This window comes from Halopenitus persicus, assembly GCF_002355635.1.
Lineage (GTDB): Archaea > Halobacteriota > Halobacteria > Halobacteriales > Haloferacaceae > Halopenitus > Halopenitus persicus_A.
Genome location: NZ_AP017558.1, coordinates 2,228,033 through 2,250,591, shown reverse-complemented (window position 1 = coordinate 2,250,591; position 22,559 = coordinate 2,228,033). Strand labels below are relative to the sequence as shown.

At 67.1% G+C, this 22,559-nt stretch carries 18 protein-coding genes; 5 read left to right on the top strand and 13 right to left on the bottom strand.

The genetic code is table 11. The features are described 5' to 3' along the window. Window positions 1-76 precede the first annotated feature (76 nt). The gene (locus CPZ00_RS10940) at window positions 77-568 is read left to right on the top strand and encodes a hypothetical protein (protein WP_096390909.1); all 492 of its coding nucleotides are present in this window, start codon (window positions 77-79) and stop codon (window positions 566-568) included. Window positions 569-654: 86 nt separating this feature from the next. Here CPZ00_RS10940 and gltB read toward each other — a convergent pair whose 3' ends face one another. The 4 genes from gltB to CPZ00_RS10920 all read right to left on the bottom strand — a co-directional run bounded on the left by gltB (window position 655) and on the right by CPZ00_RS10920 (window position 9,166). Further along, entirely contained in the window at window positions 655-5,532 is a 4,878-nt protein-coding gene (gene gltB / locus CPZ00_RS10935; RefSeq protein ID WP_096390908.1) for a glutamate synthase large subunit, read from the bottom strand. Between the two features lie 363 nt (window positions 5,533-5,895). Further along, on the bottom strand, window positions 5,896-7,371 hold the full coding sequence (gene proS, locus CPZ00_RS10930; RefSeq protein ID WP_096390907.1) for a proline--tRNA ligase: 1,476 nt from the start codon (window positions 7,369-7,371) through the stop codon (window positions 5,896-5,898). A gap of 189 nt (window positions 7,372-7,560) precedes the next feature. After that, complete coding sequence (locus CPZ00_RS10925) at window positions 7,561-8,253, bottom strand: HD domain-containing protein (protein ID WP_233255079.1); 693 nt, start codon at window positions 8,251-8,253, stop codon at window positions 7,561-7,563. Between the two features lie 157 nt (window positions 8,254-8,410). Beyond that, window positions 8,411-9,166 (bottom strand): GNAT family N-acetyltransferase, encoded by a 756-nt coding sequence (locus CPZ00_RS10920; protein WP_096390906.1) that lies wholly within the window; start codon window positions 9,164-9,166, stop codon window positions 8,411-8,413. Between the two features lie 128 nt (window positions 9,167-9,294). On the opposite strand from CPZ00_RS10920, the gene CPZ00_RS10915 reads away from it, so the two are divergent. Then, window positions 9,295-10,518, top strand: coding sequence for an FAD-dependent oxidoreductase (locus CPZ00_RS10915; RefSeq protein ID WP_096390905.1), 1,224 nt, complete (start codon window positions 9,295-9,297; stop codon window positions 10,516-10,518). A 77-nt stretch (window positions 10,519-10,595) separates the two neighbouring features. On the opposite strand, the gene CPZ00_RS10910 is transcribed toward CPZ00_RS10915, so the two are convergent. The 3 genes from CPZ00_RS10910 to CPZ00_RS10900 all read right to left on the bottom strand — a co-directional run bounded on the left by CPZ00_RS10910 (window position 10,596) and on the right by CPZ00_RS10900 (window position 14,302). Then, on the bottom strand, window positions 10,596-12,239 hold the full coding sequence (locus CPZ00_RS10910) for a DUF2070 family protein (protein WP_096390904.1): 1,644 nt from the start codon (window positions 12,237-12,239) through the stop codon (window positions 10,596-10,598). After that, a complete protein-coding gene (locus CPZ00_RS10905) occupies window positions 12,239-13,273 on the bottom strand; it encodes a glycosyltransferase (RefSeq protein WP_096390903.1) in 1,035 nt (344 codons plus the stop codon). Before CPZ00_RS10905 ends, CPZ00_RS10910 begins: the two co-directional genes overlap by 1 nt. Before the next feature lie 75 nt (window positions 13,274-13,348). Beyond that, complete coding sequence (locus CPZ00_RS10900; RefSeq protein ID WP_096390902.1) at window positions 13,349-14,302, bottom strand: glycosyltransferase; 954 nt, start codon at window positions 14,300-14,302, stop codon at window positions 13,349-13,351. Window positions 14,303-14,551: 249 nt separating this feature from the next. Between CPZ00_RS10900 and CPZ00_RS10895 the strand changes: the two genes are divergently transcribed. Beyond that, on the top strand, window positions 14,552-15,958 hold the full coding sequence (locus CPZ00_RS10895) for a sulfatase (protein WP_096390901.1): 1,407 nt from the start codon (window positions 14,552-14,554) through the stop codon (window positions 15,956-15,958). Continuing rightward, entirely contained in the window at window positions 15,955-16,989 is a 1,035-nt protein-coding gene (locus CPZ00_RS10890; protein WP_096390900.1) for a lysylphosphatidylglycerol synthase transmembrane domain-containing protein, read from the top strand. Before CPZ00_RS10895 ends, CPZ00_RS10890 begins: the two co-directional genes overlap by 4 nt. Before the next feature lie 95 nt (window positions 16,990-17,084). Here the strand turns inward: CPZ00_RS10890 and CPZ00_RS10885 are convergent, their stop codons facing one another. The 5 genes from CPZ00_RS10885 to coxB form a co-directional block, all read right to left on the bottom strand. Continuing rightward, a complete protein-coding gene (locus tag CPZ00_RS10885; RefSeq protein WP_096390899.1) occupies window positions 17,085-17,489 on the bottom strand; it encodes a universal stress protein in 405 nt (134 codons plus the stop codon). 112 nt (window positions 17,490-17,601) lie between these two features. After that, entirely contained in the window at window positions 17,602-17,874 is a 273-nt protein-coding gene (locus CPZ00_RS10880; protein WP_021074466.1) for a cytochrome C oxidase subunit IV family protein, read from the bottom strand. Window positions 17,875-17,910: 36 nt separating this feature from the next. Then, a complete protein-coding gene (locus CPZ00_RS15370) occupies window positions 17,911-18,054 on the bottom strand; it encodes a hypothetical protein (RefSeq protein WP_157744229.1) in 144 nt (47 codons plus the stop codon). Window positions 18,055-18,227: 173 nt separating this feature from the next. Beyond that, window positions 18,228-20,726: a cbb3-type cytochrome c oxidase subunit I gene (locus CPZ00_RS10875; RefSeq protein WP_096390898.1), complete on the bottom strand. Its 2,499-nt coding sequence runs from the start codon at window positions 20,724-20,726 to the stop codon at window positions 18,228-18,230. Next, a complete protein-coding gene (coxB, locus tag CPZ00_RS10870; RefSeq protein ID WP_096390897.1) occupies window positions 20,726-21,526 on the bottom strand; it encodes a cytochrome c oxidase subunit II in 801 nt (266 codons plus the stop codon). Before coxB ends, CPZ00_RS10875 begins: the two co-directional genes overlap by 1 nt. 260 nt (window positions 21,527-21,786) lie before the next feature. Here coxB and CPZ00_RS10865 point away from each other — a divergent pair, with 260 nt between their 5' ends. Next, the gene (locus tag CPZ00_RS10865) at window positions 21,787-22,236 is read left to right on the top strand and encodes a hypothetical protein (protein WP_096390896.1); all 450 of its coding nucleotides are present in this window, start codon (window positions 21,787-21,789) and stop codon (window positions 22,234-22,236) included. 59 nt (window positions 22,237-22,295) lie between these two features. Here the strand turns inward: CPZ00_RS10865 and CPZ00_RS10860 are convergent, their stop codons facing one another. Beyond that, entirely contained in the window at window positions 22,296-22,496 is a 201-nt protein-coding gene (locus CPZ00_RS10860) for a VNG_1110C family protein (protein ID WP_096390895.1), read from the bottom strand. Between the last annotated feature and the right edge of the window lie 63 nt (window positions 22,497-22,559).

Genomic DNA, 22,559 nt, shown 5'->3' with positions numbered 1-22,559 from the left:
GACCCGGCGCCAGTCGAGCGATCCGCGGCCTGCTCGGGGGAACGTACTTGACCGTCACCCGCCGTAGTTGACGACGATGCGACTCACGCCCGACCGCGTCGTGGCCGAATACGAGTGGGTGCGCGAGCGCGAACCGACCGTCGTGGCGCTCATCAACGAGACGCGCGACGCCCTGGGCGACCGGTTCGGAACCGACGTGGCCTCGGTCTCCCCGGCCGCGTATCGGGAGGCCGTCGACGCCGTCTTCACCGACGGCGAGGTGGCGGTCAACGCCGCCGGCTACGTCGCGATCCTCCGTGATCTCGACGTCGCCAACGACTATCCGGGGTTCGTCGTCGACGAAGTCCTGGGTCGTGCGCTCGCGGAGACGATCGCGGGCGGACAGCCCCTCTCGCTGCTCGCCGGCGCGACGTTCCACTTCGCGGATATTCACACCCACGGAGCAGACGGTGATCCGGCCGGGGTCGACGACCTGGACGCCGCCCTCGCGGCCGGGTTCCAGACGCGACTGCCGGGATGGGAGTGGCGCGAGAAGCCGAGTCCGTTCGGGGTCGACGTCGACGACTGAGGGGGCGGCGGTTGTGGCTTCCCCCCGCGTCGCTCCGGTCAGTCGTCGCTCCGGTCAGTCGTCGCTCCGGTCAGTCGTCGCTCCGATCAGTCGTCGCTCGAGACCGCGTTCGCGTCCGCCTCCGGAAGCACGTCCGCCGTCGCGGCCGGCGGTCGTGCGTCGCGAACGTCCTCGCCGATCCCCTCCGCGATGACGTCGGCGTAGGCGTCGGGGAACACGCGGACGAACGACTCGCGGGCGGTCTCCCAGTCGTCGAGCAGCTCGCGGGCGCGGTCGCTTTCGGTGTAGGCCGCGTGGTTCTCCACGAGCCGGCGAAGCATCGCCTCGTCGCGCTCGGAGAGGTCCCGTGAGAGCGACACCATCCCCGTGTTGGCCCGCTCCGCGAGGCGGTCGTCGGGGTCGTGGACGTAGGCGATGCCGCCGGACATCCCGGCCGCGAAGTTCCGGCCGGTCTCGCCCAGGACGGCCACGACGCCGCCGGTCATGTACTCACAGCCGTGGTCGCCGACGCCCTCCACGACCGCCGTGGCCCCGGAGTTGCGCACGCCGAACCGCTCGCCGGCGACGCCGTTGACGTAGACCTCGCCCGCGGTCGCGCCGTACAGACAGACGTTGCCGACGACGACGTTTTCGCTCGCCTCGTAGCCCGCGTCCGCGGGCGTGTTCACGATCAGCTTCCCGCCCGAGAGGCCCTTGCCGACGTAGTCGTTTGCCGCCCCGGTCAGCGAGAAGGTGACGCCCCCGGCGAGGAACGCGCCGAAGCTCTGGCCGGCGTAGCCGTCGAAGTCGACGGCGATGGTGTCGTCGGCCAGCCCGTCGCCGCCGTGGGCGCTCACGACGTGGTTCGAGAGGGTCGCGCCGACCGCCCGGTCGACGTTCGTGACGTCCTCGTGGATCGACACCGGTGCGCCGTCCGCGATGGCGTCGCCCGCGGCGTCGATGAGGTCCCAGTCGATCCGGTCGTCGATCTCGTGGTCCTGCGCGCGGACCTTCGTCCGGACCGAGCCGGTCGGCTCCGCGATGACGCTCGACAGGTCGAGGTGTTTCGCCTTCTCGTGGTCCGTCTCGCGCTGTGCGAGCAGCTCGGGACGGCCGATCAGCTCCTCGACGGTCGTGAAGCCGAGCTCGGCCATGATCTCCCGGAGCTCCTCGGCGATGAAGGTCATGTAGTTGATGACGTGGTCGGGCTCGCCGGGGAACCGCCGCCGCAGGTCCTCGCGCTGGGTCGCGACGCCGACCGGGCAGGTGTTCTCGTGGCACTGCCGGGCCATCACGCAGCCGGAGGTGACGAGCGAGGCCGTCCCGAAGACGTACTCCTCGGCGCCCAACAGCGCGGCGACGGCGACGTCGCGGCCGGTCCGCAGCCCGCCGTCGGCCGAGACCCGGATGCGGTCGCGCAACCCGGTCGCCCGTAACATCTGGTTCGTCTCGGCGAGGCCGAGCTCCCAGGGGAGGCCGGCGTTCTTGATCGAGGTCTTCGGGGACGCCCCCGTCCCGCCGGAGTGGCCCGAGACGTGGACGACGTCGGCGTTCGCCTTCGCGACGCCGGCCGCGATCGTCCCGATGCCCGCCTCCGAGACGAGCTTGACGTTGATGTCCGCGTCCGGGTTGGCGGACTTCAGGTCGTAGATGAGCTGCTTGAGGTCCTCGATCGAGTAGATGTCGTGTTGGGGCGGCGGCGAGATGAGCCCGACCCCCGGCGTCGAGCACCGGACGTGGGCGATCATCTCGTTGACCTTCTTGCCGGGGAGGTGGCCGCCCTCGCCCGGCTTCGACCCCTGTGCCATCTTGATCTGGAGCTCGTCGGCCGAGGCGAGGTACTCCGCGGTGACCCCGAACCGGCCCGAGGCAACCTGCTTGACGTTGCATTCCCGTTCGGTGCCGAACCGCTCGGGCGGCTCCCCGCCCTCGCCGGTGTTCGATTTCGCCCCGATCCGGTTCATCGCGATCGAGTTGTTCTCGTGGGCCTCCGGCGAGATGCTCCCCAGCGACATCGCCGCGGTCGAGAACCGTTCCACGATCTCCTCGACCGGCTCGACCTCGTCGATCGGCACCGGGTCACGGTCGGCGTCGAATTCCAGGAGCCCACGCAGCGTGTGCGGCGACCCCGACTGGTCGTTCACCGTCTCGGCGAACTCCCGGTACTGGTCGTACTCGCCCGACCGAACCGCCTGCTGGAGCGTCCCGACGGTTTGCGGGTTCCAGCCGTGTTTGATCCCGGACGAGCGGTGTTCGTACTCGCCGACGGTCTCGAGCTGCGGGTCGGCGCCGAACGCCATCGCGTGCCGCGTTCGGACGTCACCCTCGATCTCGTCGATGCCGATCCCCTCGGTGCGGATCTCGGTGCCCGAGAAGTACTCGGCGACGAACCCGGAGTCGAGCCCGACCGCCTCGAAGATCTGTGCGCCCTGGTAGCTCTCCATCGTGGAGATGCCCATCTTCGCCATCGTCTTGAGCAGGCCGTCCTCGAGCGCGCCGCGGTAGGCGGCGATCGCCTCGGCCTCGTCGGCGCCGTCCGGCCCGGCGACGACGTCGGCGATGGAGGCGTACGCGAGGTAGGGATTCACCGCGCCCGCGCCGTAGCCGACGAGGGTCGCGATATGGTGGACCTCGTGTGGCTCGCCGGACTCCACGACGAGCCCGGCGTGGTTCCGGAGCCCGTTGCGGACGAGGTGGTGGTGGACCGCCCCGGTCGCGAGCAGGCTCGGGATCGCGATCCTGTCGGGGCCGATCGCGCGGTCCGAGAGGACGATCACGTCCGCGCCGTCCTCGATCGCCGCTGCGGCGTCGTCACGGAGCCGCGAGACGGCGTCCTCCAGATCCGTTTCCGCATCGAAGGTCGTATCGAGGACGCTCGATTCGAGGGGAGCGTCCGCAGTGTGTGACGTGTCCGCCGCGTCGGCGTTCACCTCGCCCCCGCCGAGCGCCTTGATCGACTCGGTCTCGGCGTCGGTGAGGATCGGCGTCCCGGACACGAGCTGTCGCGCGTGCTCGGCCGACTCGTCGAGGAGGTTCCGCTGGAAGCCGAGCCGGGTCTCGAGGGAGGTGACCAGCTCCTCGCGGATGTAGTCGATCGGCGGGTTCGACACCTGCGCGAACAGCTGCTTGAAGTAGGTGAACAGCGGCCGGTCGACGTCCGAGAGCACCGACAGCGGGGTGTCGTCGCCCATCGACCCGACCGGGTCCTTTCCCTCCCTGGCCATCGGTTCGACGAGGTGATTCATCGAGTCGGTCGTGTAGCCGAAGGCGGCCTGGCGGGCACGGAGCGGCGAGGTGCCCTCGACGTCGTCGCCGGCGTCCCCGCTCGAACCCGCTTCCTCCTCGCCGGCGTCGATGCCGGCGCTCGTGGGATCGTCCGTCCCGCGGAGGTCGGAGAGCGCGACCTGCTCCTCGGCGACCCACTCGCCGTAGCGGTCGTCGGTCAGCTCCGCGAAGACCTCCTCGTCGGGGACGACCCGGCCCGACTCCAGGTCGGCGACGAAGATCTCGCCGGGCTGGAGCCGGCCGCGGCGCTCGACCTCGGCGGGGTCGGTCGGCAGCGCGCCGACCTCGCTGCCCACGATCAGGCGGTCGTCGCTCGTGACCTCGTAGCGGCACGGGCGAAGGCCGTTGCGGTCGAGGACGCCGGCGACGCGGTCGCCGTCGAAGCCGAGCACGAGCGCGGGGCCGTCCCAGGGCTCGACGAGCGAGGCGTGGTAGTCGTACCAGTCGGCCCGGTCGGCGTCCATCAGGTGGTCGTCGCGGAACGCCTCGGGGATCAACATCCGGAGCACGTGCGGGAGCTCCCGGCCGGTCTGCACGAGCAGCTCGAGCGCGTTGTCGACCGAGGCGGTGTCGGATTGGTTCGGGTCGTCAATGACCGGCTTCACCGTCTCGAGGGCCGCGCCGAAGCCGGGATGGGAGACGTCGGTCTCCCGCGCCCGCATCCAGTTGATGTTCCCCTGGATCGTGTTGAACTCGCCGTTGTGGACGATGTTGCGGTACGGATGGGCGAGATGCCACGCGCCGAGGGTGTTCGTCGAGAAGCGGGCGTGAACCAGCGCGGCACGGGAGGCGAACCGCTCGTCCCGCAGATCCGGGAAGTAGTCGGCGAGCTGCTCGCCCTTCAGGAGTCCCTTATAAACGACGCGGCGGCGGTCGAGCGAGGCGATATAAAAGCGGCCGCTGCCGTCCACGTCCCCGGCCGCCGTCTCGATCGCCTTCCGGGCGACGTAGAGCGCACGGTCGAACCCGAGCAGCGCCGGATCCCGGTCGGCGTCGGCATCCGCGTCCGCGTCGACGAAGCGGTCCGCCGGGTCGGCGTCGGCAGTCGGCGCCACGAAGACCTGCCAGTGGTCCGGCTCCGACTCGAGCGCCGTCGCGCCGAGGTCGTCGTTGTCGGTCGGGACCGACCGCCACGCGAGGAGCTCGAGACCGTATTCCGAAAGCGTCTCGGCGACGACGTCGACCAGCTCCCCGCGAGCCCGCTCGTCACGCGGGAGGAACAGCGAGCCGACGGCGTACTCCTCGGGTAGGTCGACGTCGACGACCTCCCGGAAGAACGCGTCCGGCCGCTGGACCATGATCCCGGCGCCGTCGCCGGTGTCCCTCTCGGCGCCGGTCGTCCCGCGGTGTTCGAGGTTCTCGAGCAGCCGAACCGCGTCGGCGACGACGTCGTGGCTCGGGCCGCCCTCGAGGTCGACGACCGCCCCGACCCCGCAGTTCGACCGGTCGTCGGTCGGGTCCGCGAGGCCGTCGGCGGTCGTTTCGTCGTCGCCGTGGACGCCGCCAGCGTCGCGTACGTCATCCGTGTTTCGTACGTCGTCCGTGTTGCGTACGTCGTCCGTGTTGCGTACGTCGTCCGTGTTGCGTACGTCGTCCGTGTTGCGTACGCCGCCGTTGACCGCGTTCTCCTCGTCCGCATCTCGCCCGGAGCCCGCCGCGCCGTCGTCCGGCACGGGGGTGGTACTGTGTGGCTTGGTCATACGCCTACGGAACCGCCTTTACCTTAAAGGGCTAACCCTGATACACTTAGGGAGCCTTACCCACCCATTAGGGAATATAAGGTCATTATTGTTCAGGGCTCGTGGCTGAATGTCACACCTTTAAAAATAGAACTTTTGAGTCATAAATTAGTCAATGTCTCCATATATCAGTCCAAAATTCCAGTATGTAGAGAACATATTCCCCGTGTTGGAACACGTTTCTCAAATCCCGTCTGGTCCTCCCGAGCCGCTCCTGCGGTCTTCCCAAATCTCGCCTGTTTCTCTCGACCCTTTCCCCGGCTCGGATCGCGACCACCGCGTTCCCGGTCGTGGACCGACCGTTCTCGAACGGGGGTCCGACGGTCAGTACGACTTCGCGAAGTAGGCCGTCCGCTCGGCGGGGTCGCCGCAGACGCCGCAGGTCTCCCCGTGGTCCGTCCCGATCAGGTCGTCGTCGTCCTCGAAGGGGACCATCACGATCTCGGCGGCGATCTGCTCTTTGATCTCCTCCTCGCAGGCCTCCTCGCCGCACCACGGCGTCTCCACGTAGCCGCCGTGGCGGCCGAGCGTCCCCAGGATCTCCGCGCGGTCGTCGGCCTCCCGGACCGCGCCGTCGAGAGTCTCCTCGGCGGCGGCGTACAGCTTGGCGTAGACCTCATCGAAGTGGCGCTCGACCGTGTCGGCGACGTCGTCCCGATCCTCGACGACGCTCTCGCCGTCGGGCCGGTGCACGAGGGTGATCTCCCCGTCGTCGACCTCGTTCGGGCCGATCTCGATCCGGATCGGGACGCCGTTGAGCTCGTGTTCGTTGAACTTGAAGCCGGGATTGCGCTCGTCGCGGTCGTCGAGCTCGACGCTGATGCCCGCCTCCTCCAGGTCGGCCGTGACGCCCTCGGCGTACTCGAGGACCTCCTCGCGCGTGTCGGACTGCCAGATCGGGACGACGACGACCTGCGTGGGGGCCACCGTCGGCGGCAGCACGAGCCCCTGCTCGTCCGAGTGGGTCATGATGAGCGCCCCGAGACAGCGCCAGGAGACGCCCCAGGAGGTGGTGTGTGCGACCCGCTCCTCCTCCGCCGCGTCCGAGAACGTGATGTCGAACGCCTCGGCGAACGACTGCCCGAGGTGGTGGGAGGTCGCGCCCTGAACCGACTTGCCGTCCGGCATCAGCGCCTCGACGGTCGTCGTCGTCTTCGCACCCGGGAACGCGTCGTGGGAGGGCTTCTGGCCGCGCAACACGGGGATCGCGAGGACGTCCTCGTAGAGCGACTCGTACTGGTCGAGCCGCAGCATCGTCTCCTCCCAAGCCCCCTCGTCCGTCTCGTGGGCCGTGTGGCCCTCCTGCCAGAGGAACTCCTTCGTGCGGAAGAACGGCTTCGTCTCGGTGGCCTCCCACCGGACGACCGAGCACCACTGGTTCACGCGCATCGGGAGGTCGCGGTGGCTCCGGACCCACTGGGAGATGTAGGGCGCGATGATCGACTCGGAGGTCGGCCGCACCGCCAGTCGCTCCTCGAGCTGTTCGTGGCCGCCCTGGGTGACCCAGGCGACTTCCGGGTCGAACCCCTCGACGACGTCCTTCTCGCGCTCCAGGTACGACTCGGGGATGAACACCGGGAAGTAGGCGTTCTGCACCCCCGTGTCCTTGAACTCCGCGTCGAGCGCGTTCTGGACCGCCTCCCAGAGCGCGTAGCCGCGCGGGCGGGTCACGATGAACCCGCTCATTCCCTCGGGCCCGTAGCTCGCCAGCCCCGCCTTCCGCACGACCTCGGCGTACCAGTCGCCGGTGTTGTGTGATTTGGACTCGGTGATCCCGAGTTCCTGCTCGTCGTCGGTCATTACATCGAGGATCCGCCGTGCGGGACTTAAACCGACCGAAGCCCCCTCGCGGGCGGACGGCCGGCTGCGTCGACAAGCCGGTCGTTCCCCATCGGACAGGGGTCAACCGGTCGTTCCCCATCGGACAGGGGTCAACCGGTCGTTCCCCATCGGACAGGGGTCAACCGGTCGTTCCCCTTCGGGCAGGGGTCAGCGGTCGGTGACGCCCTCGGGGTCCATCTCCGCCACCTCGGCCTCGAGCCACTCGCGGAACCACTTCACGCGCTTGAGCCGCTGGTGGGCGATGCTCTCGGCGGTCTCCGACCGGACTCGGTCGGCGTGGTCGCGACCGCGCTCGAGCACGCGGTCGACCATCTTGGCGGCGTCCATGTGCGTCCGCGCCTCGTAGCCCATCCGCAACAGCATCAGCGCGGCCCCGTTGGCTCCGACCTTGTCGAGCAGGTCCGCCTCCATCAGACACTGTGACTCCAGGGAGACGTTCGAGAGGTCACCCTGGTAGGAGTGGTCCTCGATCGACCGGGTGACCTCCTCGATGAACGATTCGGGATACTCGCCCCGGTTCCGGAGGTACTCCCGGGCGATCCGGGCGCCAGCCTCGGCGTGGACGTCCTGGTCGACCTCCAGCTTGGCCACGTCGTGAAACAGCGCGGCCACGCGAACGACGTCGAGGTCGGCGCCCTCCGCCCGAGCGATCCGCGTCGCGATGGCGACGACGTTGAGGATGTGGTTGAATCGGTACTCCGCCGAGTGCCAGGGGTACCACCGCATCCGGCCGCCGTCCGTCTCGCTTTCGACGCTGGCGGCGAGGTAGTCGTGGACGAACGACTTCATCTCCTCGAACTCGCCGTCCGGAACCCGGGATTCCTTTATTTCAACGCCCACGGTCGGGCCTCCGTGGTCGGTTCGGAGATCGGTCGCGAAGTTCGGTATTCATTGTCCGAGACCATGGCCGTTTCGCTCTTAGGCGTTACGACAGGCCCGGATCTCGCGGCGATCGGCGGGTTTCGAACGGGGAACGACCGGGGGAGTCGGAGTCGGCTTATAAATATGCGGCGTCCCAGCGCGCGGGCTTGCGACGGTTCCCGCAGTCGAGGCACTCGAGGCGGTCCATCGTGTCCACCGCGACGTCGATCCCCTCACAGTTTCCGCAGACGTAGCCGTACCGCTCCTCGTGGTCCGGGTCGCGGTACGCCGGGAAGAACGGTCCGTTCGACCCCCGTTCGCCGCGTTCGAACTCGACGTAGAGCTCCGATCCCTGGTCGTCGGTGTACGTCTTCGTCTCGCGGGCGGGACGCTCCTCGCCGAGCCGCTTCGTGTAGATCCGCTCGCGGAACGTCTCCCTATCGATCGTGATGTCCTCGTCCCCGGCGTGGTCGTAGCTCTCCTCCTCGTAAAAGCGCGTTCCGGACTCGTTCGCCTCGAGCACCCGCCCCTCGATCCGGTCGACGTCCCGGTCCCGAAGCGCCTCCTCGACGTGGGCGAGCAGCCGATGGCCGATCCCGGCACCGCGGTGGTCGGGATGGACGTGGAGCCAATCGATCTCGCCCACGCGCTCGCGTCGGTCGACGACGTAGCTCTCCGCGAACCCGACGACCTCGTCGTCGACCACCGCGACCGGAAACACGGTTCGTCGGGCGGAGACGTCCGCGGCCAGCTCCTCCGCGTCGTACCACTCGTCGACGGACCGCGAGAGCACCGACTCCGCGACCGCGTGACCGTAGGAATCGGTCATCGATGCGCGCGCGACCGACCGGATCGCCTCGACGTCGTTCGGCGTGGCCGCTCGGATCTCCATACCGTGGTACTCGGTGCCCAATCACAAAAAGCCTCGCGCGTCGGATCTCCCCTGCCGCCTCGACGAACGCGCTCACATCCGGCCGCCTCGACGAACACGCTCATATCCTGCCGACACGAACCCGACGTATGGCGCTCGAACCGGAGGTGCTCGTGGTCGGCGGCGGCGCGACCGGCGTCGGCGTCGTCCGCGACCTGGCGCTGCGGGGCGTGGACGTGACCCTCGTCGACCGGGACGGGCTCTGCGCCGGGACCACGGGTCGGTCACACGGCCTGCTCCACAGCGGCGCGCGCTACGCCGACTCGGACCCCGAGGGCGCGACGGAGTGTCTCGCGGAGAGTCGGACCCTCCGCCGGATAGCCGGCGTTTGCGTCCGCGAGACGGGTGGCCTCTTTCTCGAGCTTGCGGACGACGACCCGGCCTACTTCGACGCCAAGCGGGCGGCCTGCGAGTCGGTCGGGATCCCGGTCGACGTCGTCGACCCGACGATCGTGCGCGACCGCGTGCCGGATCTGTCCGCCGACGCCGAGCGTGCGATGCGCGTGCCCGACGCGGTCGTCTCACCCTCGCGGCTGGTCGCCGCGACCGCCCTCGACGCGGATCGGCACGGCGCGACGATCCACACGCACGCGCCCCTCGAGTCGCTGACCGTCCGGGACGGCGCGGTGACGGAAGCCCGCGTCGGCGGCCGGGTCGACGACGTGATCCGGCCCGACTACGTCGTGAACGCCGCGGGTGCGTGGGCGGGATCGGTCGCCGAACTGGCGGGCGTAACCGTCGCGATGCAGCCGACACGCGGGGTGATGGTGTCCGTCGCTTACGACGGTCTCGGCCCCGTGTTGAACCGCTGTCGAACCCCCGCCGACGGCGACATCGTCGTCCCGCACCGGGAGGAGGTCGTGCTCGGGACCACGAGCGTTCCCGTCCGCGACCCGGACGACTACGAAACGCCACAGCGGGAGGTCGAGACGACGATCGCCGAATGCGCCGCGATGCTGCCGGCGGTCGCCGAGCGCCCGATCGTTCGTCGGTGGTGGGGCGTTCGCCCGCTGTATGCCCCCGACGAGGTCGACCGCGGCGGTCGGGGGATCTCGCGGGGATTCGTTCGGATCGACCACGCCGCCGACGGCGTGGCCAACCTCGCAACGATCGTCGGCGGGAAGCTGACCACGCACCGGCTGATGGCGGAATCGACAGCCGACCTCGTCTGTGACCGGCTCGGCGTCGACGCCCCCTGTCGGACCGCCGAGCGTGAGCTGCCCGCCACGGACGATCCGGATCGTCTCGACCGTGCCGTCGCCGTCTTCGACGGCGCGGGACCGGCTGACGCGGACGTGATCGACACGCCGTAGGTTGGTTCGGACGCGGCCGGCGCGGGCGCGAGGGACGTGGTGCGGTAGGTCGCTCCGATGACGTCCGAACCGCCCGGTCAGAACATCCAGACGATCAGGACGAAGTAGAACAAAAACAGGGAGATGATCGTCAGCCGGATGAGGATGTTGACGCTGAAGACCAGCCCGTTGTAGTCGTTTTTGAGGAGCTGTAGCGGCCGCGTCGTCCGGCTCGTCAGGCCGATGGTCGCCGGCGCGACGTCGTCGGTTGCGGCCGCAACCGCGCGCCGCATCGCGTCGACGTTCGATCGCGTCATGTTCGCCAGGTCGTGGATGGAGGCGTGCGTGTCCGTCGAGAACAGCAGGACGTGGTCGAACTCCTCGCGGTACGCCGCCTCGAGGTCCCGGATGTCGGCCGTGACGCCGTTCGTGTCGATGCCCATCAGGAGGGTGCGCTCGCCGTCGACGACCTCGACCATCGCCAGCAGGTCCTGGTCGCCGAGGTGGACGTCGAATCCTGCACTGTAGTCGTGCAGCGGGGCGTCGTCCAGGGTCTCGAGGAAGTCGTCGAAGTACCGCTTCAGCCGGTCCGCCTCGGCGGTGCCGTACTGGACCTCCTTTTCGGGCCCCTCCTGGATGTCGTGTTTGTGGAGGTCCACGAGGAGCACGTCCGACCGCTCGACGTCCCGCATAAACACACCCGTGTCGTAGTCGTCGATGTGCTCGGCGTGGAGGAAGACGATCGTCTGCCCGTCGAACCGGCGACCGAAGAACTCGATCTCCCCGTAGTCCCGATGCACCAACGTCGACGCGTGGCCGGTGCCCTCGGGGTCCGCAACCGCCTCCAGAACCTTCTCGGCGTCCTCGGGGTCGGCCAGGTCCTCCTCGTGCGTGCAGGGAACGTGCAGGAAGAACCCGGTTCCGTCCCGGTTCAGTTCGGAGATAACGGTGCCGCTCAGCTGACCGCCGCCGAACCCGCCGAGCGGACCCGGGTGGATCCACGGGGCGGCCAGCCGCAGGCGGTCGCCGTTGTCGATCGTCAGGGTCTGGACGTGTGGCTCGGCCTCGAAGCCGAGATCGAGCGACTCCCGGTCGTTTCGTAACAGCCCGGACGTGAGCGTGAACGCCGAGACGTCGGTGTTGCTCTTGATCAGGTACTCCACGGCCAGGAGGATCAACACGACGAAGACGGCGGCGATGGCCACCGACGCGAGGCTGAAGGCGTGCCTGTACCGCTCGATGCCCAGGGCGCCGCCGACGAACAGGTAGAAGACGGCGATCAGCAGCGCCGTTTGTACCGAGGAAACGACCAGGATCCGCTTGTAATACTCGATCCCGGTCGATATCAGCAACACCAGGACGTTGGTCACGTGGACGGTGATGAACGCCAACCAGACGATGCTCCAGGCGTTTCCGGTGGTGTCAGCTCCCGAAAGGATGAGTCCGTGGATGAACAGGACGAACTGGTTGAACAGCGCAAGGAAGTAGCTCCAGGAGCGCGGATACCGGGGTAACACCTGGTGGAAGAGCTCGCCCGCAACCAGGAACGGAACGAGGAACACGAGCGATCCCGCGACGAGCACGAGCGGGATTGACAGCCGGATGGGGGTGAAGACGGTGAACGCGAGGCGCATTCCGAAGCTGTACAGCAGGCTCAAGGCGACGAGTGCGGGGATCTGTACCTTCAGCGACGGCAGGCTGAAGACCATCCGCTGGAAGACGTCCACGTTGTCGGCGCCCATCAGTCGGTCACCTCGTAGATCCGTTCGAGCTCGTCGATGGTCCGCGTGATCGAGAACCGTCGAACCGCGTCCCGCGTGTCCGCGTCGTGACGCAGACAGTCCTCGACGGCTCGCTTCATGTCGTCGACGTCCCCGTACGCGAACCGGGCGCCGTTTGCGTTCCCGATCGTCTCGTCGAACGGCGGGACGTCGGCCGCCGCCACCGGCGTGCCGCAGGCGTTCGCCTCGAGGGTCGACAGCCCGAGGGTGTCACACGTCGAGGCCGTGAGGAACACGTCGACCGACGAGTAGAACGTCGGCAACTCCGCGCGCGGCAGGAAGTCCCGAAACGTCACGTTCTCCGGGGCCGCCCGCTCCAGCGGCTCCCGCTCCGGCCCCTCGCCCACGAGCACGAACCGATAGTCAGGGGTGTCGTCCGCCAGCCGGAGGATCTCGTCGACGTTCTTCTTGGCGGTCATCCGGCCGCTGTAGCCGATGACGGGGTCGTCGGTCGAGAACAGTCGGTCCGACTGCGGCCGGAAGGTATCCATCTCGATGCCGACGGGGAGCTTCCGGGGCTCCACGTCCCGCCGGATCCGTGAGGTCGAGGCGGTCACGCAGTCGAACGAGCGGAGGAACCGGTTCTCGTAGGCCACGTACAGCCTGGACGCGACGGCGGCGAGGGACGGGAGTTTGAGCCCCTGCACGAGGTAATCCTCGACGGGCGTGTGATGCGTGTAGACCGATTTCGCGCCCGTCTTCTTCGCGTACCGCCGTCCCATGATTCCGGTCGAGGCGGGCCCGTGACAGTGGACGACGTCCAGGTCCGGCAGCGTCGACAGCCGCCGGTAGGTCGGGAACCGGTACTGGTCGTAGAACGGGTTCGGGAACGACCTGACGGGGATCTCGTGGTCGTCCGGCTCGTGGCTGCTTGCCGGGTAGATAACGTACACCTCGTGGCCACGCTCCTCGAGGCGCTCGCGCCAGGCCCGGATCGTGTACGTCACGCCGTCGATTCCGGGGAAGTAGCTGTCAGTGAAGAACCCGATCCTCATATGACCCTCCGTCGGTTGCCTCCGGCGGTCCGGATCCGTTGGCTTGGGGTCCGGCTTCGACGCCGGCCGGGACGGCTATGCATCGAGGACCGCATCCACGAACTCGGGAGCACCGTTCTCGTAATCGGGACTTTCCTCGGACTCACAGAAGCGTTTCGCTTTCAGGACGGCATCCGGAACCGAGGTGGCCTTCGCGACCCCCTCGATCCCTTTCCGTTCCGCCCGCTCCGCGATCGCCTTCTGGAACGGAAGGAACGGGTAGATCACGCAGGGCGTCCCCGCGACGACCGTGTCCGCGATCGAGGAGAACCCGGTGCAGATCACGACGTCGGCGGCCTCGGTGTACGGCGTCATCGTGGGCTTCGTCTCCCAGTCGTCGTCGCCCACCGTTCTGACCGTGTAGCCGTCGGCCTCCAACCGCGTCCGAATCTCCGCAAAGCCCTCGCCGTGTGTGCCCGGGTTGATGAGCACGTCGTACTCGTCGATCTTCCCGTCGGAATTCCCCTCCTGTGCGAGCGGCCCAACTCGCCTGATCCCCGCCGGGTCCGGATCGTCGGGCCACAGCGACGTCACGAGTATCCCCTCGCCGAACAGCAGCGAGATCGCGTTATATATCCGCAGCGGGGTTCCCCACGCCGGGCCGAACAGGTCCGGCGTCAGGTGGTCGATCCGGTAGAAGTCGATCCCCTGGGCGGCCGCCGACAGGCCCGCGAAGACGTCGTCGGTTATCAGCACGTCGGGGTCCTCCGCCGCCAACCAGCGGTGGAGCTCCCGGGTCCGCCGGACCGAGGAGGGAACGAGATCGAGGAGGGTGTGTTTCAGAAACGACAGCGGCGTGTCCCCCTTCACCGACACGGTCGTGAGGTCCGGCTGGTCGAAGCCGTTCATGTCCACGAACCGCGCGCCCTGCCCGCCGCCAGCGATCGACACGTCCACGCCGCGTGACTCGAGCTCCTTGGCGACCGGGATGCTCCTGGCCGCGTGTCCGGCCCCGTCACACCAGTAGACGATCGCCACGCTCTCGACCATACCCCCCGTTATCGCGTCCCCTATAAATCGGTCGTGGGTCCGTTCCGACGATGGGAAATCTTGACGTGTCGGTCCGGGATGACATCGGCGTGTCGGTCCCGGATGACATCGGCGTGTCGGTCCCGGATGACATCGGCGTGTCGGTCCCGATGATGGTCGATCGTGGGGTCGTCGGCTCCGGCTCCGGTCCCGCACGATGCCCGGTTCCGAACCGATGTCCCTAACTGCCGGGCGCTCCCGGTGACGGACATGCAGGACGCCGTCTCGGACGAGCGGAACGTCGTCTTTCTGGTTCTGGATTCGCTCCGGACGGACCGGGTGTCGGCGTACAACCCCGACGTCGAGTTTACGGACCACATCCAGGCGCTGGCCGACTCGGCGACGGTCTTCGAGAACGCGGTCACGCAGGCACCCTGGACCCTTCCGTCGCACGCCTCGATGTTCACCGGGGAGTATCCATGGGAGCACGGCACCACCCACGCGAGGAGCTACTTCGACGAGGACCGGGCGACCTTCGTCTCCGCGTTCCGTGAGGCGGGATACGACACCGCCGCGATCACCCCGAACGTCTGGATAACCCCACACAAGGGGATGACCGGGGACTTCGATCACGTCGAGAACTTCCTCGGAACGGCCGACAACCGGCTGAGCGTCCGCCTCTCACGGGCGTTCGCGAAGTTCTACCATTCCCTCGGCGACACGCCGCGGCGGATCCTCGGGAGACAGATCGACCGCGTCTTCAGGGCCTTCGACGTCGACGACTCCACCCGGTCCGAGGAGACCGTGGCGGCGGTGACCGAGTACCTCGGTGACCGCGGGGACGACGACGGGAACTTCTTCCTCTACGCCAATCTGATGGAGCCACACGAACCGTACCGGCCCCCGAAGCGGTACGCCGAGCGCCACGGCGTGGCCGACGACGCGGCGATCCCGCACCGGCAGAAGGACGTGTTCACGATGGAGGACATCGACTTCGACCAGCTCGAACGCGTCTACGACGCCTCCGTCGACTATACGGACGATCTCGTGGGAGAGATCGTCGCCGCGCTCGAGGACAACGGCCTCCGCGATGACACCGTGGTGGTGTTGCTCTCCGACCACGGCCAGGCGCTCGGCGAGAACGGGGGCGACTTCGGCCACCAGTTCACGGTGGCCGAGCCGGTCGTGAACGTCGTCCTGATGGTCGATCATCCGGACCGCGAGGCCGACACCGTCGCCGACCCGATCGAGCTCAGGTCGCTGTGCGACCTCGTGCCCGCCTATGCCGGCATCCGCCCCGCACCGGATCCAGACGACGTCTTCCCGGAGACCGTGGTGGGCGGGTGTGAGTTTCCCGAGAACTTCACGGGCTACATTCCGACCGACCGGTGGGACGACTACTACCGAAAGCACAGATACGCCAAGCGTGACGGAGTGAAGGTGGTCAAATCGGTCACGGAGGACGGCGCGGCCACCTACGAGGCCCTCGACGTCGAGACGGGCGAGTCGATCCCGGTCCCGGCGGATCTCAAGGCCGCCGTCGACGCGACGGGCGACGTCGATCCCGGAAGTGCCGACTCCGATGGCGTCGAGTCCGGCGGCGGGGCTGACGACGCGGGAGACCGTCCCGTCGACGACGCCGTCGCGGACCGTCTGGAGCAGCTGGGCTATCGATGAACGTCCCGATTGCCGGGGGAAGGCGGGAGTGGATCTGGTTCATCGCGACCGGCGTGCTGTTCGCCGCGCTCCTGTATCTGGCCGACCTCGGGGAGTTCCTGGCCGCGCTCGTGCGGACGGATCCGTCCCACTTCGCGGTCGCATTCGTCGTCGGGTTCTCGTCGCTGTTGCTGTGGGCCTGGGTCTGGCACCGCTTCTTCCGCCATATGGGAATGACTCCCACGCCATCGAGGACCGTGGCCCTGTTTCTCACCGGCCACTTTCTGAACTCGATCACCCCGCTCGGCCAGTTCGGCGGGGAGCCGATAATGGCCTACGTCGTTTCCGATTCCCTCGAGACGGACTACGAGAAGGCGCTGGCCGCCGTGGTCTCCGCGGACATCCTCAACGCCGCCCCCTTCTTCACCTTCACGCTCGGCGGCCTGGCGTATCTCGTCGTCGTCGGGTCGGTGAGCGGCTTTCTTCGAACCATCGGTGCGATCTCGGTGCTGTTGCTGCTCGTCGGTGGCGTTCTCGCGTACCTGCTGTGGTCCGAGGACGAAACGCTGGGCGGCACGGCGGTCGACGCGGTACACGCGATCGAGGCACGCGTCGACCGAGCGGAAGGGCTCTTTCGGTCGTTGCGGGACCGCATCGTGCGCGTCGAGGGGCACTTTCAGACCGCGGGCCGTGATCCCTCGTTTCTGGCCGCGACCGCGGTCGTTTCACACCTGGCGATACTGGCACAGATCGTCTCGCTATACTTCGTCTTCCTGTCGCTCGGGATCGAGCCCGACCTCGTCTCGCTGTATTTCATCGTCAACCTCTCGGTCGTGGCGACGATCTCGCCGACCCCGGGCGGGTCGGGGACGTACGAGGTCGTCTTCTCCGGACTCGTGACCCTGTTTTACCCCGTCGGACTCGCCACGGCCGTGACGGCGGCGGTCCTCTTCCGGCTCACGACCTACTGGCCGGGACTGCTCGCGGGGTACCTGTCGCTGTTCGCCGTGAAGGGCCGATCCGCCGATGACGGGCCCGACCTTCGTGATTGATCCCCACGTCGACGAGACGGTGCGCTTCGCCGACGAAAACGTGGGTTCGCCCGACCCTGGTCGGGCACTCGACCTCGCGGCTCCGCGGCGCCCGATTAATCCGCCGTTCTCGTCTTCCCGGCGACCGTCACCGGATGCTCAGCGCTCAGGATCACCGACTGCGTGACGCTGCCGAACAGCGCCTTGCCGGCGGGCGATCGCTTGCGTCCGCCGAGGTAGATCGCGTCGACCTGTTCCTCGTCGGCGGCCTCGAGGATCGCGTCCGCCGGGTCGCCGCTGGCCTCCAGCACCTGGTTGTCGATCCCCGCCTCCTCGAGCAGGTCCTGCACGGTCCGGACGCTGCCGACCTGCGTCGCCGAGGCGCCCGCGGGATTGTCCACGAAACAGTGGAAGATCGACACGAACACGTCCGTACTCGCGCTCGGGAGGTCGGCGACCGCCTCGGCGATTCGACTGCTTCGACTCTCGTCCTCGTCCACGGCCAGCAGTACGTGGTACATGCCCGCCGCTACGTTCGGAGGGGTTTTGGAGTTTCCCCTCCCGTTACGGCGGACGGCGGGCAGGACGCAAGCCACCGCATCGGGGGAAGAAGCGACGACGCGACCGCGACGACTACGTGATGGAGTAGGTCGCGGCCGCCATCAGCAGGAGCGCGAACGCGAGCGCGACGGCCATCAGGTAAGTCAGCGACCGGTTCTCCCACTTGAGGTGTTGGTAGTAGCCGACGATGAGCGCGCCCTTCAACGCGGCAGCTCCCATCGTGCCGGCGAACGCCTGCTCGTAGGTGAAGAACTGGTCGAACTCGAAGAAGACGAACTTCGAGGTCGCCAGCCCCACGAGCGCGACGTACACCAGCGCATAGAGTTTGATCGAATCCGACGCCATTGTTCACGCGAAATCTGGATGTGTGGCCTAATATGTCTATCCATCCTCGTCGTCGGGACCACGCCATCGCTTCCACAGGTAGTACCCGACGAACGGGCCGGCGACCCAAAAGGAGACGCCGACGAGCGTCCAAAAGATCCCCTTCAGCAGCCGGGGATCGGTGAGCACGTCCGTGACCATATCGACAGTCCGCCACCGAGACGTAAATACCCGTGCAAGCGGTGCCGTCGTCGGGGCGTTGGCGATACGCCACGGGGACCCGACGTCCCGGTGGGAAACACGAATTCGACTCAGTATGCGTCACGAATTCGACGTCCCCAACCGAGACGGGGACCGCCCGAAACCGACGGGCGTCAGAAGAGGTAGAACAGCGGGAAGAGGATGACCCAGACGATGTCGACGAAGTGCCAGTAGAGGCCGAAGTACTCGACCGGGCGCTGGTCCTCCTGATAGGCGCCGTTCCAGGCGCGAACGAGCAGGAACCCGGCGATCAGTAGTCCGATGACGACGTGGATCCCGTGGAGACCGGTCGTCACGTAGTAGATCGTCGCCTGGACCGGGTCGCCGTGGGAGTTCTGGGTGAGCGTGACGCCGACGTCGTAGATCTCGTGGTGCCACTCCCACAACTTGATCGACAGGAAGGTGAGCCCGAGCAGTATCGTCGCGCTCAGGTAGGCGATCAGACCCGTCCGGCTCTTCCGGCGGGCGTACACCAGCGCGAGGATGACCGTGAACGAGGAGGTCAACAGCACGAAGGTGTTGATGAGTCCCGGCAGCGAATCCGTCAGCGGCTCCCAGGTGTACCAGCCCGCGGCCACGCGGATGAAGACCGCCGCCGAGATGAACGCACCGAAGACGATGACGTCGGAGGCCAGGAAGAACCACATCCCGAGCTTCACCTTCTCGACGCCCTCGAAGGGCCACCGTTCCGCGATCTTCATCGGCGGCGCATAGAAGTCCTCGAGCCCCCACTTCACGGCGGTCCAGATGAGCCCGAGGAGGCCAAGGACGGTGAAGACCGGGTAGATCGGGTTACTAACCGTGATCCCGGTGCCGAACAGCGTGTCGGCCGTCGTGATGTCGATCGCGGAGGAGACGCCCGAAAGACCGAAGAAGAATATCCCGGTCGCCAGCGAGAGCGCGAACGGCCAGATGCTGGCGTGGCTCGCGTGCTTGTCCCAGTACGGATAGCTTTCGAGGTGGTCGTCACCGTGACCCTCGCCGTGTCCGCCGTCGGTCGCCGCTGCCGGACCGTCGTGGTCGTCGTCGGTCGGCGTGAGCGCCTCCGAGACGAACTCGAGCTTGCCGGACGCGTAGGAGGGGCGGCCGCCCCAGTTCTCCAGCGGCGGCGGCGAGGAAACGGCCCACTCGGCGGTTCGCGTGTACTCCCAGGGGTTGTCCGGCGCGTCCGGACCGGACACGTAGGACTTCGCGAAGTTGTAGAACATAATGAAGAAGGACAGCCCGAGGACGACCGCGCCGATCGTCCCGAACTGGTGCATCGGCTGGAATGCGGGGTCGTATTCGAAGACGCGCCGCGGCGTCTCCCAGGCCAGGAACATCGAGAAGTACACCGCGTTGAACCCGATGAAGAAGATCACGAAGTGGACCTTCCCGAGGAACTCGTCGTACATCTTCCCGCTCATCTTCGGGAACCAGTAGTAGATGCCGCCGAACAGCGCCGTCGCGCCGCCGAACATGACGTAATGGAAGTGGGCGACGACCCAGTAGGTGCCGCGGAACTCGTAATCGAGCACGATCGCGCCGAGGAACACGCCGGTGATGCCGCCGACGATGAACAGCAGCAGCGCGCCGAAGGCGAACAGGAACGGCGTGGTGAACCTGATACGCCCCTTGATGAGCGTGTAGATGAGCGAGAAGACGACGAGATCGAACGGCAACGAGATCCCGATCGAGGTCGCCATCATCAGCGTCTTGACTTCCAGGTTGATCGTCGTGAGGAACATGTGGTGGGTCCACACGAGGAACGACTGGATCGAGATGAGACAGATCGCGATGATGACCCACTTCCGCCCGACGAGCCGGTTACCCGAGAACGACTGGAACAGCTCCAGCATCACGCCGAGCGCGGGGAAGAAGACGATGTACACCTCCGGATGGCCGAAGAACCAGAAGAGGTGTCCCCACAACAGCGCCCCGCCCTCGGTCGCCGAGAAGTAGATGCTCCCGAGGATCCGGTCGGACAACAGGATGAGCGCGACCGCGAGCAGCGCCGCGAACGCGAACAGCATCATGTAGACGGTCGCGAGCATGGACCAGGTGAATAGCGGCATATCCATCAGTCCCATACCCTCCGCACGGGAGTGATGGATCGTCGTCAGGAAGTTGACCGTCGACGCCGTGATCCCGATGACGAACATCGCGAGCGCGAGGATCGCGCCGGTCGACCCGAGGCTCGGCGTGTACATCGGCACGTTCAGCGGGGCGTACATCGTCCAGCCCGTGCTGAGGGTGCCGCCCTGGAAGTAGCTGATTCCGAGGAGGATCCCCGAGAGCGCGTACATCCAATAGGAAAGCGCGTTCAACCGGGGGAACGCGAGGTCGTCGGCCCCGATCTGCAGCGGGACGAAGTAGTTCGCGAAGCCGAAGCCGAACGGCGAGAGGAACCAGAAGACCATCACGAGGCCGTGCGTCGTCACGGCCTCGTTATAGGCAATCTCCGAGAGGAACTGTGCGCCCGGCTCCCACAGCTGGAACCGGATGAGCAGGGCGAGCATCCCGCCCATGATCAGGAAGAACAGGGCAGTGATGGTGTAGAGGATGCCGACGTCCTTGTGGTTCGTCGTGACCAACCAGCGACGGAGTGACGTCTTCGGCGGGAGTTCGGACATTACGCTTCAACCCCCTGGGCGGTCACCGCGTTCGTCGTGTTCCCCATTTCGCCCGCGGATCCCGACCCGGCGGACTCGTTCTCGAGCGCTGCGGCCTGCTCGTCGTACCACGTGTCGAAGTCCTGTTCGTTCATCACGACGATCTCGCCGGTCATATAGGAGTGCCCCGAACCACAGAGCTCGAAGCACTCGATCTTGTGGGTTCGTTCCTCACCGCTCGAGAGGTCCTCCCCGTCGGTCGTGAACCACGTCTCCGAGTAGTCGCCCGGGATCGCGTCGGACTTGATCCGGAGATCGGTCACGCCGAACGTGTGCCAGACGTCCCGTGACGTCACCCGTAACTCGATCGCCGAGTCCTCCGGGACGTACAGCGTGTTCTGGGTGGTGACGCCGTTGGGGTACTGGAACTCCCAGCCGAACTGGTAGCCGACGACCTCGACCTCCATATCCGCCGACTCGACGTCGGGTGCATCGGGCCCCTGCTCGACGACCAACAGCAGGCCGTACGCGTAAACGACGAGGCTGATGACGACGATCGCGCTGAGTCCGAACGACAGGAAGAGTTTCTTGGCCTTCGGCCCACCCTTGCCGGTCGGCAGCTCGCCGAGCACCGGCGGGTCGAAGCTCTCTTTCGGTTCGCTTCCGTCGTCCCGATACTTGTACGCGTTCCACAGCATGTATGAGACGACGATGACTCCGATGAGCGTGCCGAGCCCGAGGAAGACGGAGAAGATCTCGTTGAAGATCTCGGCCTGCGACCGGAGACCATCGGTCCCTTGCAGTAATACTGACGCTATCATGTTCTTTTCTCGGCCCTTGCTTGTGAGTTGGTGATGCCGCACTTATCTCTTTTGTAGCGCGTTCGTCATCGGCTGGCTGCGGAGATCGAAGCCATGGACGGTCGAGAGCCCGGAGCGATCGAGTCAAGAACGCGGAACGCATAGAGCCGATACCGAACGCGCTACACGGGCGACGACACAGCGGGCGGCGTCCGGGGATATACGAAGGCTATTTGTATACACGACCGGACCATCCGAACAACGAGGACACACAGACAGCTATGGTCTCACTAACGCTTTTGAGTACGGTACTGATGGGGCTGCTCGTGATCGCCACCTTCGTCGCCGTCGGCCGGTTCAGCCGCACGCCGGAGCTCGTGGCCGGCGACGGCGACCGGTACGATCGGATCGTCGCCCGGCTCGGGTCGATCGCCAGCTCGCCGACGGTCTGGGCGATCACGTTCGTCGTCTTCGCTGCCGGACTGGGGCTGTTGACCGTGCTCGCCGTCGGGAGCTTCGGGCTTCCCGAGGGAGTCCCCGGGACCCTGCTGAACGTCGTCTACGGGCTCGTCGGGCTCCTGATCGCCGGCTTCGTCTTCTTCGGCGCATACACCGCCACGCGCGAGCACGGCCTCGGGAACGCACAGGGAGTCGCCGCCGGCTCGATCGCGCTCGGGATGGTCCTGATGCTCGTCATCGCCATCCAGCTCGTCGTCGGGTTCGCCGGGTGACGTCGCCGCGGCGGTACGCCGCCGCCACGTCGCCGTCTCGTACGCCGGAGGGTCCCGGCTCAGGCGACCGCGATTCCGTATCGACCAAGGAACTCGCTGACCGATTTTATTACCACCGGGCTGCCGATGATCCGGCAGCGTCCGTCGGATTCGACGATCGTGACCGTGAACTCCGCCTCCAGACGGTCCCGGATCCCGTCGAGCGACTGACAGGGAAGGACGATCTGGGTGCTGTCTCTGAGGCGCGCCGGATCCGGCATTCGACGTTCGAAGTCTCTCACAGGGACCTCATAACCGTGGCGAAACGCGCGGGTCGGAGATCG

What these genes read in the sequence shown, in the direction of transcription:
- CPZ00_RS10940 (WP_096390909.1), top strand. Translation starts at nt 77, where the DNA reads ATGCGACTCACGCCCGACCGCGTCGTGGCCGAATACGAGTGGGTGCGC.
- gltB (WP_096390908.1), bottom strand. Translation starts at nt 5,532, where the DNA reads ATGACCAAGCCACACAGTACCACCCCCGTGCCGGACGACGGCGCGGCG.
- proS (WP_096390907.1), bottom strand. Translation starts at nt 7,371, where the DNA reads ATGACCGACGACGAGCAGGAACTCGGGATCACCGAGTCCAAATCACAC.
- CPZ00_RS10920 (WP_096390906.1), bottom strand. Translation starts at nt 9,166, where the DNA reads ATGGAGATCCGAGCGGCCACGCCGAACGACGTCGAGGCGATCCGGTCG.
- CPZ00_RS10915 (WP_096390905.1), top strand. Translation starts at nt 9,295, where the DNA reads ATGGCGCTCGAACCGGAGGTGCTCGTGGTCGGCGGCGGCGCGACCGGC.
- CPZ00_RS10910 (WP_096390904.1), bottom strand. Translation starts at nt 12,239, where the DNA reads ATGGGCGCCGACAACGTGGACGTCTTCCAGCGGATGGTCTTCAGCCTG.
- CPZ00_RS10905 (WP_096390903.1), bottom strand. Translation starts at nt 13,273, where the DNA reads ATGAGGATCGGGTTCTTCACTGACAGCTACTTCCCCGGAATCGACGGC.
- CPZ00_RS10900 (WP_096390902.1), bottom strand. Translation starts at nt 14,302, where the DNA reads ATGGTCGAGAGCGTGGCGATCGTCTACTGGTGTGACGGGGCCGGACAC.
- CPZ00_RS10895 (WP_096390901.1), top strand. Translation starts at nt 14,552, where the DNA reads ATGCAGGACGCCGTCTCGGACGAGCGGAACGTCGTCTTTCTGGTTCTG.
- CPZ00_RS10890 (WP_096390900.1), top strand. Translation starts at nt 15,955, where the DNA reads ATGAACGTCCCGATTGCCGGGGGAAGGCGGGAGTGGATCTGGTTCATC.
- CPZ00_RS10885 (WP_096390899.1), bottom strand. Translation starts at nt 17,489, where the DNA reads ATGTACCACGTACTGCTGGCCGTGGACGAGGACGAGAGTCGAAGCAGT.
- CPZ00_RS10880 (WP_021074466.1), bottom strand. Translation starts at nt 17,874, where the DNA reads ATGGCGTCGGATTCGATCAAACTCTATGCGCTGGTGTACGTCGCGCTC.
- CPZ00_RS15370 (WP_157744229.1), bottom strand. Translation starts at nt 18,054, where the DNA reads ATGGTCACGGACGTGCTCACCGATCCCCGGCTGCTGAAGGGGATCTTT.
- CPZ00_RS10875 (WP_096390898.1), bottom strand. Translation starts at nt 20,726, where the DNA reads ATGTCCGAACTCCCGCCGAAGACGTCACTCCGTCGCTGGTTGGTCACG.
- coxB (WP_096390897.1), bottom strand. Translation starts at nt 21,526, where the DNA reads ATGATAGCGTCAGTATTACTGCAAGGGACCGATGGTCTCCGGTCGCAG.
- CPZ00_RS10865 (WP_096390896.1), top strand. Translation starts at nt 21,787, where the DNA reads ATGGTCTCACTAACGCTTTTGAGTACGGTACTGATGGGGCTGCTCGTG.
- CPZ00_RS10860 (WP_096390895.1), bottom strand. Translation starts at nt 22,496, where the DNA reads ATGCCGGATCCGGCGCGCCTCAGAGACAGCACCCAGATCGTCCTTCCC.